Source organism: Shinella sp., assembly GCF_049651085.1.
Taxonomy (GTDB): Bacteria; Pseudomonadota; Alphaproteobacteria; order Rhizobiales; family Rhizobiaceae; genus Shinella.
In genome coordinates this window covers 403149-419026 of the sequence record NZ_JBASBL010000027.1, presented here as the reverse complement: position 1 = coordinate 419026, position 15878 = coordinate 403149, and the positions used below count along the sequence as shown (strand labels likewise).

Sequence of the window (15878 nt, the reverse complement as noted above, 5' to 3'; positions counted from 1 at the left end):
CCCACCTCAGAACTTCACGTTGAGATTGGCGGTGAAGGATTGGTCGGCAAGGCCGGAGCCGAACTGGCCACTATAGGAGACACCGAGCGTCGCCGCCGGCGTAAGCGCGTAATCCAGACCGGCCTCGAAAAGCGCCGCATTCTTCGCCAGCGGCACGCCGGCGATCGAGAAGGCGTTGCCGCCCCCCGCGAACCGCATGATCGCATCCGGCGTCATGTCGCCAAAGGCATGACGCCAGCCGACCATCCCCCTGACCGTGAGGTTGGCGTCATTGAGACCGAGCGTGGTCGAAGCGCGCAGACCCAAGGTGATGAACGTGGCGTCGGTGTTGGCCGAAGCGCCTGTCAGTGCGGCAGCTGCGCCCTTCTCGGTGAAGCCGCCCGTGTGCAAGTTGACATAGGCCAGGTTGGCGAAGGGCTCGAACCGGGCAGCGCCCACCGAGAACCCGTAGGCCAGTTCAACGAATATCTGCGTGGTCGCAGCGTAGTAGTCTCCCTTCAGACTGTCATTGAAACCGGGGAACATGACGTCTCGCGAGATCGAGATGTCATGCCAGGCAAAGGCGGCGCCGGTTCGCAACGCGAGGTCACCCAACTGCGCCCCGCCATAGAGGCCGACGTGATAGTTGTCGCTCGACCCCGATGAACCACGGTCGTTCACATTGAAGCTGGTCTGGCTGTAGCCGGCGACCGCACCGAAGCGCCAGTTGTCGAACACCGGGACATCGGCACCGATGAAGAGGCCGCCCGTCGCGCGGCTGACCCGCGCGGCGTTGCCGTCGCTGTTCGTATGGCCCCAGGAGCCGAAGCCCTGGCTCCAGATCGCGAAGTGATCGGCATTGCCGACAGCTGGCTGCGGCACACCGTTTTCATCGTTGACGACATTACCGGAAGCACCGTCGCCATCGAAGGCGGCACGAAGACGATCGTTGACGGCGTTGCGCACGAAGCGACTGTCTTCGATCAGGACCGTGCGGGCCGTAGCATGTATTTCACCCGAAAGCTGATCGAAGGCATGCTGCGCCTGCGCCGCCGAAAGGTTCAGGACTGCATCATGGACCGTATTGCCGCCGGGCAGACTCTCGACGCCGCCACCTGTGGCGATCTGGTTGCGGGTGGCGCCGACATGATCGAACGTAACGCTGTTGCGGGTCATCGTCAGATAGACGTTGTTGGCATCGTAGCTGAGCGAGGGATCGAGGAAGGCGAGATCGGAGGTGACACCGATATAGGTGCCGGTGAGGCCGCCGTCCGCCGTCAGGATCGTATACTGGGTCGAGGCGGCGTAGTTGCCTGTTCCGGCCATCACGCGAACGGCACCACCATCGATGGTGGCAGTACCCGAAACGTCGATCAGGTCTGTCTGGCCACCCTCATCGACCTCGACTTCATAGGTCGCCCCCTCCCGGAAATGAATGTCGCCGGCGATAGTGAGCGTGCCGATCGAATTTCCCGGCGCAATCGTCGCACCAGAGTTGATGTTGACCAGGCCACTAATCGTCCCGATACCCGCAAGTATCGTTCCGTTGTACATATCCACTCCGCCGCCGAGCCTGCCGTCGACCATCAGGCCGCCGCTCGCAACGGCAGTCCCGCCATCGAATGCTGAACTGTCGCCGGTAAGGCGAAGCCAATTCCGCTCGCCGACAGCCACATGAAGGTTCCCCTGCCCTGAGATTTCACCCTGGTAGGTACCGCTGCCGGCCTGCTCGAACCGAAGAAAAGCGCCGTCATCGACACGCGCATCACCGCCAAACAGACCGGCTCTGACGGCCAGCGCGCCTTGCGTGATCTCCCAGTCGAGATCACTGCGTCCGGTAAGCGTCAGTGTACCTGCCTCGGACTTTTCCATGGTGCCGCGTCCATAGATACTGCCCTCGAAGACGCCGTCATCAGCCTGGTTGAACACGACATGGCCGTTGTTTCCGATATTGTTTCGAATGCTGTCCGTATCGCCCACAAGCGTCCCGGCCCGCACGATCGTATCGCCGCGATAGCTGTTGTTACCGGTCAGAACCAGGGTGCCCAGATCGTCCTTGATCAGGGCGCCGTTGCCGCGCAGGTCTGAGTCGATCGTGGCGACATAGTTGGCGCCGGCCTGCGAGCCGTCGCCGACACGGATGACAGTTTCCGCCTCCGCGAGCGTGATGGCATCGCCCTCGACACGGTAGCCGTCGACGGCGAACTGCATTCCAGCGACGGAAACCGCGCCGTCGTCGTCGTTGACGGTGATCGTTCCCGGAGCCCCCTGGAAGATCGCGAAGCGGCCGCCCCAGTCATGGTTGGCCTGGCCGTTCGTGGTCGTCCAGTTGGTGGATCCATTCCGCCAGACGCCGTTTCCTCCGGCAATCGAACCGTCCGCCGTGGTGTTGGTGCCGTCCCAGAACTGCATGTCGGGACGCGGATCGGGACCCGGGCCGGGATCGCCGCCGACGACGATATTCACCTGTTTGTCGATGGCGGTTTGAATCTCGATGTCGTCGATATCGTACCGGCTGTCATCCGGCACACCGACGACCTCCAGTCCATTGTCGGTCAACGTGCCACCGTAGTTGAACAGGCGATAGACGCCCTGGCCGAAACTTATGCCGGTGCCGTCGTCAATGGTCAGGCGACCGTCGAGCACGAGATCGCCCTCGACTTCGAAAAAGGCCGAACTGCCCGGCTCGTCGACCAGGATTTCGATGTCCGAATTACCGCTGAGCGTCAGGCTCGCCATGGTGAGCGTGCGGTCAAACTGACCATAGAGCCGACCGCCGTCGGCAATGACGACATCGCCGTCGATACGGCCCGAGCCTGTCACCGTACCGCCAAAGGCGGTTTCCACATTGCCGCTAAATCGGCCATCAAAGGAGAGCGCTCCTGCGCGTACGATCGCCCCGGGCGCATCAAGGCTCTCGCCGGTAAGGCTCACCGTTCCCTGGCCCAGCTTGTGAATGAGATGATTGTGACCGGAAATGACGCCGGACAGGGTGCTGAAATCATTGTTGTCGAGATTGATGCTGTCTTCGAGCAGCATGTTCTGGGCGATGCGGACAGCGTTCGACAGTTCGAGGGTGCTTCGGCCTTCCGATGCCCGCCTGAAGATCACTTGTCCACCCGTACCGAAGGCGTGGTTCCGACCGGCCAAAACCCGGCCGCCTTCGATCTGCGTGTCGCCAACATAAGAGTTGTTGGCGAGTAGTTCGAGCCTCCCACTGCCCTGCTTGCGCAGCCCTCCAGCGCCACTGATCACGCTCGCGACACTCGAATTGCCATTGAAAGCGCCGATGGAGAGGATCGTTCCCTCGCCGAGAACAACTGCGCCATCGGTGGCCTGTAGGCGGTCGATCGTCTCGCTCTGAGCTAGACGAAGCGTGCCATTGCGGCCGATCCGCACCAAATTTGTGTCGGCGATGGCATCTCCGCTATCAAGTACCAGCGTGCCGTACTGGATCTCGGTGTCACCCGTGAAGCTATTCCTCCCGGTCAGAGCAAGGGTGCCGTTCCCGTACTTTACGAACCGGCCAGAGCCGGCAATCGTACCTCCAAGCGCGACGGTGTATCCGGTGTTGACGGTAAGCATCGCACCCGCCGTGCCCGAGACAAGAATATCGTTGGCCAAGCTCAACCCGTCAGCCCCGAACCGTAGTTCGGAAGCTGCACTTCCGCTGGAGCTGAATTCGATTGAGCCGGACCCTATGCCTGTATCGGTATTGAGATAGACAGTGCCAAAAGCAATCTCCGTGCCGCCGGAATAGTCGCTAACCCCACCAAGGTTAAGCAATTCGTTTCCCGTCTTGCGAAGCCGCAACGCACCAGCTCCGTCGCGAAGCCCCCCGTGCACCGTGCCCGTTGCCAGGCTGAGGGTAGCTGTGGTGCCCGCCGTGTCGTTTTGAACCCCAGCGGCAACTCCTTGGACACTGATTTTGTTAAGGAGCAGATTCCTGCCCGCCAAGTCCAGAATACCCTGTCCGCTCACCCCGATTTGCGTCCCATGGCGCGTGAAATATTCACGAGCAGCCGAGTTTTCACCAATCTGCACCCTGCCGCTCCAAATATTCAGCGTCCCGCTATAGGATCCCGGGGAGGTCTGGATTCCCGTGATGCTTGCCGGTGAGAAAATGATCGTGCCATGGCTGGGCCCGCTTCGCCCCAGATCTAGTCTCGACGTGGCGGCAGCAAAATTCAGGTCGCCGGCATAGGTCGCGACAACTCCCGCCGCACTGGACATAAAAACTTGTGAATTGATCACAATGTCATCAGTATAGGTGCCGGTTTGTTCATAGCGATAGTTTGCCACCTGACCGTGGACGGCCACAATCGGCAACAGAACGCCGATCAGCGCGGTTGCACAGAGAAGGCGGCTTTTACGGGCGAAAGCGACGGAACGCGTCGCGGGTCGGCTGGAAACCATTGTGCTACTCTCAGGCTGCTTGAAGGCGATAGGCGAGGATCGAATGTCGTGCGCGTTGGCAAGCCGTGCGCGACGCCGCCTGTCCGAACTGAAGATCGAACGTGTCGACGGCCCTTCTGGCCGGCGGCCGTATTCTTGATTGCGCCCCTGTGATCGTCATCGCCTGCAAATCTCCGTTCAATTTTCGAACGGCGTAACAGGCACGGACTCCGGCCGCCCCCTATGCTCGGAGGGGGCCTGCTGAAATTCTTTTGCTCCGATCATCCGACCTGCAACAGAAAAGGGCGGAAGAAACATCTCCCGCCCCAGCTGCATTTCATTTTGTACTCGTAGCTTTGTTCCCACTTGCGTGGGGTCGCCATGGATTTTCGGAATGTTCCTGGATGCGATCTGCGTGCCGCATCAGTTTGAATTCCGGGTCCGCCAGGCCATGGTGCTTCCCTCGCAAATTGGCCGCGCCCGCCCGGTCAACGAAGGGCGATCTTCTTCAGGCGCGGTGCATAGGGGCTGACGACGTACTGGTATTCGGCTCCGCGCGCACGGATTGCTTCCAGCTGCCCCATCTCGGAACGCATCAGGCTCATCGCCTCTTCCTTCTGCTCCGGTGTCATCTTTGCCACCTCGCCGATCCTGTCCATGAATTCCTCCATCATCTGCTCCATCTCGGCCTGCGGGATGGAAGCGATGAAGCCGGTCATCGTCTGGTCGAACGCGGCTTTCCAGGTTTTACGCGTAAAGCCCGCAGCGGGGATCAAACCCGACGTTTCGTCATCGATCTGGAACCATTCCTCTGCAGCAGCCTCGTCGTAGAACACATTGTCGCCGGTCTCCGTGACAAGCTTTTCCAATATGGTCACGACCCGGCCCGCCACCTCGCTATCGAGCGCAGCGGCAGGCGCGGCCTGCAGAGCCACGCCCGCCATCAAAAGCAGCGCCACCCCGGTTGCGAAGCGACGCACGCCCGAGCCGGAGGCTGCCAAGTGCCCTGTCTTGAGCCTTAGTAGCATTCTTGCATGCCCCCCGAATGCGCCTTGGCAGACTGGCTGTTTGCAACCATGTTGCCAGCCGTCGACGCCACCTGACTGGCGACCATGCCGCCACGTCCGCCGAAGCCGCCGAAGCTGCCGACCATGCCGAGCGCACCGCCCAGCATCGCCGCATTCGATTGGGCCCGTATGGCCTCCTCGCAGCCGCCTCTCTTCGTCACAGGTTTCTGCTTCTGGGTTCCGGCCGAAGCCGTCGCGGATTTCCCACGCACCGAAGCTGTGGTTGCCGGTCCTGATGTGGATTGACTGCATCCCCCGATGACGAGGCAAAGCAGCCCGATAATTGCGAGCTTCATGATTTTCCCTGATGCTTTGTTGTTACTTGAACAGTTTCCCCAAGAGATTCACTTCTATCTGGGGGAGTGATTTTGATTTACCCTACTTGAAGTAGAGGCAAAAAATGGCGGGCGCCCCCTATGTTCAAAGGGGGCGAACAAAAAAATGGGCAGTCACTCTAACGGCGCGCAAATGCATAGAAATCTCAGGGATCCGCAAAATGCACCGCTCAGATGGCCATACATCCCGGTTAAAACCCTTCCTTTCGTTGATCATGGCGTTTGTTCTGTTCCTTTCGCAGCAGGCAACCGCGGAAGATCTGGCGCCTGCGAACGGGACCGTGCTGCTTACGGTGACGGGACTGATCAATAAGACGAACGACGACGGAGCCGCGCTGCTCGACGAGGAAATGCTTTCGACGCTTCCCGAGCACCGAATTGACACGCGCACGCCCTGGACCGTCGGCGTCATCCGTTTCGAGGGCGTTCTCCTGAAAGACGTGCTGGCGGCAACTGGTGCAAGCGGCGACACCCTCTTTGCCGAAGCCATCAACGGCTACAGGATCGAGTTTCCCCTTTCGGATGCCGAGGAATTCGGCGTCCTGCTCGCCATGCGGATGGACGGTGAGCCCCTTTCACGTCGCGACAAAGGACCGCTCTGGATCGTTTACCCGCGCGATACGATCCCTGCCGTGCGAGATGAACGATATGATTCCAGATGGGTATGGCAGCTCAGGAAAATAGAGGTTCGATGAGCATCCTCGTCAGAAAGCGCACGGTAGCGTTCCTTACCACGGCCGTCATCGCTGCCTGCGCCGTTCTGTTGAGCCTTGCCCTGCACCGGCTGATGGCGGCAGAAAAAGACCTCTCCAACTCCGTCGGCGAAAACATCCTGTGGCTAATTTCCCAGGTTCACTACGAGAACCATCGCCTCGCCCTCACCGCCGAGGTATGGAACCGCGGTGATCGGACAGACAGTGAGGTCGAACAGCTCAAGCTTCGTCTCGACGTGGCGTTCAGCCGCCTCGCCCTTCTTTCCGAGGGGGCTTTCGGAGAGGTAATCACCCGAAATATCGGAAGCAGACCGATCGAGACGGCAACAGCTCACCTGAAGGCTTTCGAGCAGGCCCTGGAGACCGCCGCCCTCGCGAAAACACCCATGCCGCAACAGGCTATCGACAACCTGGTGAGCGATGCCATCATGTTCAGCAACGCTGCCAATGACATCATGATCGCCGAGCGCAACAGCATCGCCGCGCAGCGCGACAAATACCGGGGCGTCCTGTTCGAGGCGTCTGTCGCCGTGCTTTTGATTTTCGGCTTCGGGCTCTTCATCGTCATGCGTCTGGTGACAAGCCTGCGCTCGGTGGCTCTTGCCGAAAATGCGCTCCGGCGCGACCGCGATTTCTCGCGCCTCCTGCTTGAATCAAGCGGCGACGGTGTCGCGGCTTTCGATCAGGACCTGCGCTGCACGCACTGGAACTCGGCCATGAGCGCGATGTTTCCCGTCCCTGACGGCAAGGCAACCGTCGGCGAGCTCATTCAGAACATCTACGCATTTCCCGACGATCACGCCATCATGAAGCTGATACGCCAGACCTTAGCGGGCATGAGCCTGCACGTACCGCCGCATGCCATTCCCGACAGCAATCGCTATATCGAGAAGTACACCTATCCGATCAAATCGGGGGATGCGGTCGTCGGTGGAATCCTCTTCTTCCGCGACGTTACGGACGCGCATGGCGCCAAGCTCGAGCTTGTCAAACATCGCGACCAGCTCGAATCCCTTGTTGCGGAACGCACGCGCGATCTTGAGGAATCCCTGGCGCGAGAGACCGGCCTGCGTGAACTCTACAAGGGCTTCGTATCGATGGTGTCGCATCAGTTCCGAACCCCTCTATCAATCATCGATGCCAGCGCCCAGCGCATAACCCGCCGGGGCAAGTAGATGACGGAAAAGGAAATCCACGAGCGTGCAGGCAAGATCCGCGGGGCAGTGCTGCGACTTACCCGTCTCGTATCGAGCACGCTAAATGCCGCCAAGGTGGATGCCGGGCAGATCGATTTCGATATTCGCCGTTGCGACCTGGGGCAACTCATCGCGGAGGCCTGCGAGCGTCAGAAGGACACGTCCCCGAACCGGATATTCCGCATCGACCTGGAACAACTGCCCGTATGGATACCGTGCGATCCGCTGTTGATCGACCAGGTGATCGCAAATCTGCTTTCCAACGCCGTCAAATATTCATCTCCGCCGCATCCGATCGATATCGCCGCGCAGGTAGACCAGCAGCGGGTTCAGATCCGGATCAGCGACCGCGGCGTCGGCATTCCCGACGAGGAGCGCGGCAGGCTTTTCGAGCGCTTCTTTCGCGCCAGAACCGCCGTCGGCATCGAAGGGACCGGCATCGGCTTGCATTTTGCGCGCACCATCGCCCGCATGCATGGGGGCGATGTAGACGCCCTGGCGCGCGAAGGTGGCGGCTCGACCTTCGTTCTGTCCATACCCAAAGAGGAAGTCTGGCAGCATGAACGTTGATCAACTCCCCATGCCGGATCTCGAATCCGGTCGCCGGAGAACCATCCTTTGCGTTGAAGACGAAGTCGAGCTTCGTTCCGATATCGTCGAGGAACTCGTGTCGGCGGGTTATCGCGTGATCGAAGCGGGCAATGGACGCGAGGCGCTCGCCGAACTCGAAGCGGTGCGCCCCGATCTGATCCTGTGCGATATCACCATGCCGGAGCTTGGCGGCTACGAACTGATGGCCAAGCTCAGGGCCGATCGCCCGGACCTTGCCGAGGTGCCTTTCGTCTTCCTGACGGCTTTGGCAGACCGGGTCGAGGTGCTGAACGGCAAGAATGCAGGCGCGGACGACTATCTGGTAAAGCCCGTCGATTTCGATGACCTTCTCGCGACGATCAAATCGCGGCTCCGCCTCGTGGACAGGGTCCGCCAGTCGCTTCTGGCAGATCTGCAACTCGAACAGCAACGGCTGATCGAGCAAGCCGTCCGGGACGGTGACATCACACTGGCGGCGCTGGCGGCCGCTCTCGATCGCCTTTCGATCGGCATCTTCCTCCTCGATGAATCCGGTGAAGTCCGCATGACCAATGAAGCGGGCCGCCATCTGATCGGAAAGAGCGACGGCCTGTCGCTGTCGGCCACCGGCCTGTTTGCCCGCGTCGCGAAATCCTCGCAGCCGATGAAATCGGCGCTTGCCGCCGTTCTGCGGGATGTCGGAAGCAGCTACACGATCGCCGTCGAGAGGGATGAAGGGCATTCTCTTGTCCTGCAGCTTTCCTCGCTCGGCCTGCCAGGCAGCAATTCGCGTCATGCGATTGCGCTTGTCGTGGATCCGGACAAGCAGGCCGATATTTCAGCGGAGGTACTGGCCTCGCTGTTCGGCTGCACTTCAGCGGAGGCAAGGCTCGCAGCGGCGCTGGTCGCGGGCAAGCGTCTCGAGGAGATCGGGGAGGAATTCGGCGTCAAGCAGACAACCATCACCTATCACTTGCAGAACCTGTTCCAGAAGACCCACACGCACCGTCAGGCCGACCTCGTCGCCCTGCTGATCCGGGCAACGCTTCCGCTCTCGCTGCACGGCTAGACAAACTGTCCACGGCCATCCGCGCATGGATCAGGTGGTCACCTTCGGCCCGCCACCATACATGCCTCAAGCGAGGCAGGGTTGCGATAGCGGCAACCCTGCGAATACGGCTCACATGAGGGCGGAGCGTGGGATATTTTCCGGAAAACCGAGCGTCAAGCCGTTTGCGTCGAACCGGTAGACCTGCGATTCGTCTGGACTTGCGAATATGGTTTGGCCGGATGCCACCGTATCTTCTATGCCGGTGCGCACCGTGATCTTGTGACCCTGATCAAGCGCGATATGAACGATGGTTTCCGCGCCCAGATGTTCCACCCGCTCCACATGACCACCCCACGTTCCTGCCTTATGGGAAAGGGAAATGGCTTCCGGCCGCAGGCCGATGGCGTGGGCACCGTATTGTGCAGCCTTTTCACCCTCGATGAAATTCATCTTCGGCGAACCTATGAAGCCAGCGACGAAACGGTTTGCGGGCCGGCGGTACAATTCCAGCGGGGTAGCGAATTGCTCGATACGCCCGGCATTCATCACGGCGATACGATCGGCCATTGTCATGGCCTCCACCTGGTCGTGCGTCACGTAGATCATTGTGCTGCCGAGCCTCTGGTGCAACTCCGATATCTCCAGCCGCATGCTGACACGTAGTGCCGCGTCAAGGTTGGAGAGAGGTTCATCAAAAAGAAATCCGGCGGGCTGGCGAATAATCGCCCGGCCGATTGCGACGCGCTGCCGCTGACCGCCCGAGAGATTGCGGGGACGACGCTCCAGATAGGGAAGGAGGTCGAGGCTCCGGGCAACCTCCTGCACGCGCGCGCGGATCGTCTCCGCCTTTTCTCCTGACATTTTCAGCGGGAACCCGATGTTCTGCGCCACCGTCATATGCGGATAGAGAGCGTAGGACTGGAACACCATCGAAAGCTTGCGCTTGCCGGGCGAAGCCTGCGTCACGTCCTTGCCATCGATATGAACCTCGCCGGAGGTCGGGTCTTCCAACCCGGCGATCAACCGCAGCAGAGTGGATTTGCCACAGCCGGAAGGTCCGACGAAGACGACGAATTCGCCATCGACAATCTCGAGATTGGCGTCGGGAATGACCACCTGGTCGCCAAACGCCTTGTGCATGTTCTTGAGGGTGATGGAACCCATTGGAAATTCTCCTACTTAACGGCGCCGAACGTCAGGCCGCGGACGAGCTGCTTCTGACTCATCCAGCCGAGGACGAGGATGGGAGCGATTGCCAGCGTCGATGCCGCCGACAGTTTGGCCCAGAACAGACCCTGCGGGCTGGAATAGGACGCGATGAATGCCGACAGGGGCGCTGCCTTGATGGCGGTGAGACTCAGCGTCCAGAACGCCTCGTTCCACGCCAGGATAATGTTGAGAAGCATGGTCGAGGCGACGCCTGGCAGGCTCATCGGAAGCAGAACGTAGAACAGTTCCTTCAGCGTGGTGGCCCCGTCCATGCGGGCCGCCTCAAGGATATCCGCAGGGATTTCCTTGAAGTAGGTGTAGAGCATCCACACCATGATCGGCAGGTTGGCGATGACGAGAATGAGCGTGACGCCGAAAAGCGTATCGAGAAGCCCGGCCGTCTTGAAGATCAGGAAGATCGGCACCAGCGCACCGACGGCCGGCATCATCTTGGTGGAGAGCATCCACATCAGGACGTGCCGGGTGGCGCGGTTGGGCTGGAACGCCATCGACCAGGCCGCCGGGATCGCCAGCAGCATGCCGAGAACCGTCGAGCCCACGGAAATAGCCACCGAGTTCAGGAAGTGGGTGAAATATTCCGACCGCTCCTGCACCTCGAAGTAGTTTTCCAGCGTCCACTGGGTCGGCAGGAAGCTTGGGGGAAATGCAATGGCATCGACTTCCGTCTTGAAGCTGGTAAGCACGGTCCAGAGGATCGGGAAGAACAGCAGCAGCGCCACTGTCCAGCCCAGCACGGTGATGCCGGTCTTCAGAAGGATGGTGTGAGGCTTTTTCATTTTCGTTTCCTCAGGCTGTCAGGTTCTTGCCGGCCAGTCGAATGGCGAAAATGGCGACGGCATTGGCAAGGACCACGGCGATGATCGCGCCGGCGGAGGCGGCCCCCACATCGAACTGGAGCAAGGCCTGCACATAAATCAGGAACGGCAGATTGGTGGACGCATGGCCAGGCCCGCCACTGGTGGTGACGAAGATTTCGGCAAAGATCGCCAGGATGAAGATCGTCTCCATCAGCAGGACGACTGTGACGGCCCGGCCAAGATGCGGCAGCACGATATGGATCAGCCGGTCGAACGGACCTGCACCGTCCATGCGCGCGGCCTCCTGCTGCTCCGTGTCGAGCGATTGAAGCGCGGTCAGGAAAATCAGGGTCGCGAAGGGCAGCCACTGCCACGCGACGATCATCACGATAGACAGGAGCGGATAGTTGCTGAGCCATTCCACGGGGGGCAGGCCCAGCTTGTGCGCGATCCAGGCGAATATGCCGTAGCCCGGATGCATGAGCATGTTCTTCCACACCAGCGCGGATACCGTGGGCATGACGAAAAATGGCGCGATGACGAGGAGCCGGACGACGCCACGGCCCCACATCGGCTGATCGAACAGCAAAGCCAGCAGGATACCGCCGATCACCGTGATCGCCAACACACCGCCGACGAGCAGCAAGGTATTGATGATCGCCTGCGAGAATGCTGGATCCGTCAGAAAATAGGTGTAGTTGCTGAACCCTGCAAAGCCCGCCTCTGCCGGATTCATCAGATTGTAGTACTGGAACGACAACCACAACGTCATCGCCAATGGAACAATCATGCCGATAAAAAGCAGCACCACGGAAGGTGCCAGCGCGAACCGCGCCGCTCGCTTCATCTGATAGCCAGACATATCTATCTCGTCCTGTTTCGAATTCGAGGTTCCGGCAGATCCGGGCGCCTGCCGTCACGTCCCGCCGATGACATTCAGGTCGGTCCCCTCAAAGGTGCGGACCAACGCAACGAGCGGCATGGACGACCGGCGCGCGGCATTAAGGATGCAGGCGCGCCGGTCCATATCAGCCGTTACTTCTTGTAGTAACCGGCGCGCTCCATCGTGCGCTCGACATAGGCCTGCGACTCCTCGAGAACCTGGTCAGCCGTCTTGCTGCCGCTGACAGCTGCGGCAATCGTCTGGCCGATGGTCGTGCCGAGGGCCTGGAATTCCGCGATGTCGATGAAGCCGGCGCCCGTATACGGGGTTTCCATGACGGAAGGCTTGGTCGGCTTCACGGCGGAGATGGCGGCAAGCACCTTGTCCGCGAAGGGCTTTGCGACATCCTGGTATTCAGGATAGGCGTAGGTCGACTTGCGGGTGCCGGACGGCGCAAGCAGCCAGCCTTCGCGCTCACCGACGAGACGCGCATATTCCTTCGACGTCGCCCATTCGATGAACTTCTTGGCGGCAGCGGCATTGTCCGTCACGCTGACCGGCACGGCCAGAGCCCATGCACCGCTCCAGCCTGCGGCTTCCGGATTCTTGTCGGTAACGGGGAACGGCGCAAAGCCGGTGGTTTCGGAAACCTGCGATTCCTTCGGGTCGAGCAGGTAGCCCGCCGTTACCGTGGCGTCGATCCACATGCCGCACTTGCCGCTGCTGAAGAGAACGCGGTTTTCGTTATAACCGTTCGTCGTCGCACCGGCCGGGCCGGCTGTCTTCATGACATCCAGGTACCAGTTGAGCGCCTGGTTCCAGGGTTCGCTCGTCAACAGCGGCTTCCACTCCATGTCGAACCATGCGCCGCCAAAGGCTGCGACGAAGGTCGAGATCAGCGGAGAATTCTCGCCCCAGCCCGGCTTGCCGCGCAGGCAGATACCGTTGATTCCGTTGTCCCGGTCCGTGAGCTTTTCCGCAAAGTTCGCGATATCATCGAAAGTGGGCTTTTCCGGCATCGTGAGGCCGGCCTTCTCGAAGAGGTCCTTGCGGTAGAAGGTGATGAGGCTTTCGCCATAGAAAGGCGCACCGTACATCGTGCCGTCAACACTGAGGCTTTCGCGCGTCGCGGTGATGAAGTCGTCATAGTCGTAGTCGGCGCTGAAATCGTCCAGCTTCGTCAGCCAGCCCATCTTGGCCCAGAGCTGCGTCTGGTAGGAATTGACCGAAATCACGTCGTACTGGCCCGCCTTGGTGGCAATGTCGGTCGCCAGACGCTCGCGCAGCGTGTTCTCTTCGAGCACCACCCAGCGCAGCTTGATGCCGGTCTTGTCTTCAAACTCCTTCGACAGCTTCTGCATGATGATCATGTCACCGTTGTTGACGGTGGCGATCACGATTTCTTCGGCCGAAGCGGACGCAACGGCGCCGCCAAGAGCAAGGGCAGCGCCCAGCGCGGTTATCAGTTTACGCATTTCCCATTCCCTCCAAATGCCGGTCACGGTGACCGGTCCTCTCTTCAAAAAATGCCGCCGACATCAGGTTCGGACGGCGTAACTACGGGCCACAAGCCCGTAACTGCGGCCGCGCCCTCAGTCGCTGCGCGGATGAGAACCGAAAGCCGGATCGATGGGCGTCAGCCCCGCGACCTTGGCCTCGATAACTTTTCCAGCTGCCAGAAGCTGCTCTTCCTCGAATTGCGACGCCATGAGCTGAACGCCCATCGGAACACCGTTCACCAGCCCGGTGGGGACAGCCATGGACGGCAGCCCCAGCAACGGCGGCACATGCAACGGGGACAGCTCCAGAACCATCTCTTCCGTCAGCGCGACGGGCTTTTCGTAGAAATCGGCCGGCTGCGGCTTGCGCCAAGCGGTCGGCGTCAAGACGAGAGGGTAGTCCCGCATGAACAGGAGCCACTCACGGATGATCGACGTCCGGCGGGCGAGACCCTCGCGAAACTCATCGAAATTCATGCGCGGCGTCGCATCGAGCAGGGCGTGCGCTTCGTTGATCTCTTCCGGCGGCGCGTGCGCCTCGATCATCTCGAGCATGCCCGCGCGAATTTCGTGGATCAGCAGCCTGTCCCGCAAGGCGGAGGCTTCCACATAGCGCGGCGGCATGACGTATTCGACCGTGTAGCCGGCCTCAGCGAGCCACTGCGCAGTTTGCCGAACGGCCTCGACGGTTTCCTCATCCCTTTCGACACCCGGAAGATCGGCAAGCACGGCCACCTTGCACGGACCAGATCCGCGTGGCCCCGGAACAGGCGCGTGAACCGACCAGGGGTCGAGAGGGTCATGGCCCGACATTGCCCACAGAGCAATGCGCAGATCATCGATGGAACGCGCGAACGGTCCGTTGACGACGGCGAGTTGGGACATGATCGGCAGATCGACAGCCGACGTGCCGCTATAGTGCGGCACGCGGCCGAAAGTGGGCCGCATTCCGAAAAGGCCGCAGCAATAAGCCGGATAGCGGATAGAACCGCCACTATCATTGCCGTGCGCAAGCGGCACCATGCCGGTCGCCACCGAAACCGCTGCGCCACCGCTCGATCCGCCCGGAGTAACCTCGGACGCCCAGGGATTCAGCGTGCGGCCATACAATCTGTTGTTGGTGAAAAGACCGAAGGACAAAGCCGGCGTATTCGTTCGTCCGAGAACGATGGCGCCGGCCTCCCGCCACTTGCGAACCAACGGGGAATCTTGCTCGGCAATGCGACCGGCGAAAGCTGGAACACCATTCGTCGTCGACCTGTTCGCGACATCGATATTGACCTTGATCGTAACGGGAACGCCATGCAGGGGACCGAGCGCCTCACCTCGCGCCACGGCAGCATCTGCTGCCCGTGCCGCAGCCCGCGCTTCCTCTTCCATCAGATCGACGATCGCATTCACGGACGGATTGACCGAAGCAATCCGCGCCAGACAGCTCTCGAGCACATCCACGCTGGACGTTCGCTTATCCCGGATCGCCTCGGCGATATCGGCGGCGCCCCACCGCCAAAATTCTTCACTCATAACACCCCCCAAATTGCGTTGATCGCCTCACGATCTAGTTTGACGCACTACCGATAGACCGCAGAGCACGCGACACGATCGCGTCCTCGGCTTCCCCGATCGAGAGGGCGACCCCGCCCTCCTCCGGCGCAAGCGCCTCAAGCGTAGCAAGCTGACTGGCGAGCAGCTCCGCAGGCATGAAATGTGCCTGCCGCGCCTGCAAGCGCGCGTGGATCAACTCCTGCGGCCCAGAAAGATGGACGATGGCGATCGATCCAAGCCGGGCGCGCAGGAAATCCCTGTAGCTTTTCTTGAGTGCCGAGCAGGCGATCACGACAGGCCCGCCACGCTTTTCCATCTCGCTCTTGGCGACGTCTGAAACCGCTTTCATCCATGGCCAACGATCATCGTCGCTGAGCGACTGCCCGGCAGCCATCTTCTCGATATTCCCGGCAGAGTGATAGTCATCAGCCTCAACAAAGCCTGCGCCAAGACTGTCGGCCAAGGCCCTGCCAATCGTTGATTTACCAGCACCGCTGACACCCATAACGAGGATAAACCCCGTCTTGTCTGCCTCGCGCCGCTCTATTGGAGCCGCCATTACCCACCCTAACCTTCAGAGCTATCGTCTTGCGCCATTGATGAATGTAAGCGCTTTCA

At 60.6% G+C, this 15878-nt stretch carries 13 protein-coding genes; 4 read left to right on the top strand and 9 right to left on the bottom strand.

What is annotated here, in order from left to right:
* Positions 1-6: 6 nt before the first annotated feature.
* The 3 genes from WA950_RS19290 to WA950_RS19280 form a co-directional block, all read right to left on the bottom strand.
* Entirely contained in the window at positions 7-4395 is a 4389-nt protein-coding gene (locus WA950_RS19290; RefSeq protein WP_424553340.1) for an autotransporter domain-containing protein, read from the bottom strand.
* Between the two features lie 467 nt (positions 4396-4862).
* Positions 4863-5375 carry a hypothetical protein gene (locus WA950_RS19285; protein ID WP_424553339.1) on the bottom strand — a complete coding sequence of 171 codons (513 nt, stop codon included), beginning with the start codon at positions 5373-5375 and terminating at the stop codon, positions 4863-4865.
* A gap of 17 nt (positions 5376-5392) precedes the next feature.
* Positions 5393-5737: a hypothetical protein gene (locus WA950_RS19280; protein WP_424553338.1), complete on the bottom strand. Its 345-nt coding sequence runs from the start codon at positions 5735-5737 to the stop codon at positions 5393-5395.
* A gap of 200 nt (positions 5738-5937) precedes the next feature.
* On the opposite strand from WA950_RS19280, the gene WA950_RS19275 reads away from it, so the two are divergent.
* The 4 genes from WA950_RS19275 to WA950_RS19260 all read left to right on the top strand — a co-directional run bounded on the left by WA950_RS19275 (position 5938) and on the right by WA950_RS19260 (position 9324).
* Positions 5938-6471, top strand: a complete 534-nt coding sequence (locus WA950_RS19275) for a molybdopterin-dependent oxidoreductase (RefSeq protein WP_424553337.1) — start codon at positions 5938-5940, stop codon at positions 6469-6471.
* 68 nt (positions 6472-6539) lie between these two features.
* Positions 6540-7664: a PAS domain-containing protein gene (locus tag WA950_RS19270; protein ID WP_424553336.1), complete on the top strand. Its 1125-nt coding sequence runs from the start codon at positions 6540-6542 to the stop codon at positions 7662-7664.
* Positions 7665-8255: a sensor histidine kinase gene (locus tag WA950_RS19265; RefSeq protein ID WP_424553335.1), complete on the top strand. Its 591-nt coding sequence runs from the start codon at positions 7665-7667 to the stop codon at positions 8253-8255.
* A complete protein-coding gene (locus WA950_RS19260) occupies positions 8245-9324 on the top strand; it encodes a response regulator (protein WP_424553334.1) in 1080 nt (359 codons plus the stop codon). The genes WA950_RS19265 and WA950_RS19260 overlap by 11 nt, the downstream gene beginning before the upstream one ends.
* A gap of 111 nt (positions 9325-9435) precedes the next feature.
* On the opposite strand, the gene WA950_RS19255 is transcribed toward WA950_RS19260, so the two are convergent.
* From WA950_RS19255 to WA950_RS19230, 6 genes are all read right to left on the bottom strand, one after another.
* Positions 9436-10470, bottom strand: a complete 1035-nt coding sequence (locus WA950_RS19255; protein ID WP_424553333.1) for an ABC transporter ATP-binding protein — start codon at positions 10468-10470, stop codon at positions 9436-9438.
* An 11-nt stretch (positions 10471-10481) separates the two neighbouring features.
* Entirely contained in the window at positions 10482-11312 is an 831-nt protein-coding gene (locus WA950_RS19250) for a carbohydrate ABC transporter permease (RefSeq protein WP_424553332.1), read from the bottom strand.
* Positions 11313-11322: 10 nt separating this feature from the next.
* Positions 11323-12180 carry a carbohydrate ABC transporter permease gene (locus WA950_RS19245; RefSeq protein ID WP_424553331.1) on the bottom strand — a complete coding sequence of 286 codons (858 nt, stop codon included), beginning with the start codon at positions 12178-12180 and terminating at the stop codon, positions 11323-11325.
* 188 nt (positions 12181-12368) lie between these two features.
* A complete protein-coding gene (locus WA950_RS19240) occupies positions 12369-13691 on the bottom strand; it encodes an ABC transporter substrate-binding protein (RefSeq protein ID WP_424553330.1) in 1323 nt (440 codons plus the stop codon).
* 117 nt (positions 13692-13808) lie between these two features.
* Entirely contained in the window at positions 13809-15239 is a 1431-nt protein-coding gene (locus WA950_RS19235) for an amidase (protein WP_424553329.1), read from the bottom strand.
* A 34-nt stretch (positions 15240-15273) separates the two neighbouring features.
* Positions 15274-15819, bottom strand: coding sequence for a gluconokinase (locus WA950_RS19230; RefSeq protein WP_424553328.1), 546 nt, complete (start codon positions 15817-15819; stop codon positions 15274-15276).
* Positions 15820-15878: the final 59 nt, after the last annotated feature.

Coding starts and splice junctions, on each gene's coding strand:
- WA950_RS19290 (WP_424553340.1), bottom strand. CDS start 4,395: ATGGTTTCCAGCCGACCCGCGACGCGTTCCGTCGCTTTCGCCCGTAAA.
- WA950_RS19280 (WP_424553338.1), bottom strand. CDS start 5,737: ATGAAGCTCGCAATTATCGGGCTGCTTTGCCTCGTCATCGGGGGATGC.
- WA950_RS19275 (WP_424553337.1), top strand. CDS start 5,938: ATGCACCGCTCAGATGGCCATACATCCCGGTTAAAACCCTTCCTTTCG.
- WA950_RS19265 (WP_424553335.1), top strand. CDS start 7,665: ATGACGGAAAAGGAAATCCACGAGCGTGCAGGCAAGATCCGCGGGGCA.
- WA950_RS19260 (WP_424553334.1), top strand. CDS start 8,245: ATGAACGTTGATCAACTCCCCATGCCGGATCTCGAATCCGGTCGCCGG.
- WA950_RS19255 (WP_424553333.1), bottom strand. CDS start 10,470: ATGGGTTCCATCACCCTCAAGAACATGCACAAGGCGTTTGGCGACCAG.
- WA950_RS19250 (WP_424553332.1), bottom strand. CDS start 11,312: ATGAAAAAGCCTCACACCATCCTTCTGAAGACCGGCATCACCGTGCTG.
- WA950_RS19245 (WP_424553331.1), bottom strand. CDS start 12,180: ATGAAGCGAGCGGCGCGGTTCGCGCTGGCACCTTCCGTGGTGCTGCTT.
- WA950_RS19240 (WP_424553330.1), bottom strand. CDS start 13,691: ATGCGTAAACTGATAACCGCGCTGGGCGCTGCCCTTGCTCTTGGCGGC.
- WA950_RS19235 (WP_424553329.1), bottom strand. CDS start 15,239: ATGAGTGAAGAATTTTGGCGGTGGGGCGCCGCCGATATCGCCGAGGCG.
- WA950_RS19230 (WP_424553328.1), bottom strand. CDS start 15,819: ATGGCGGCTCCAATAGAGCGGCGCGAGGCAGACAAGACGGGGTTTATC.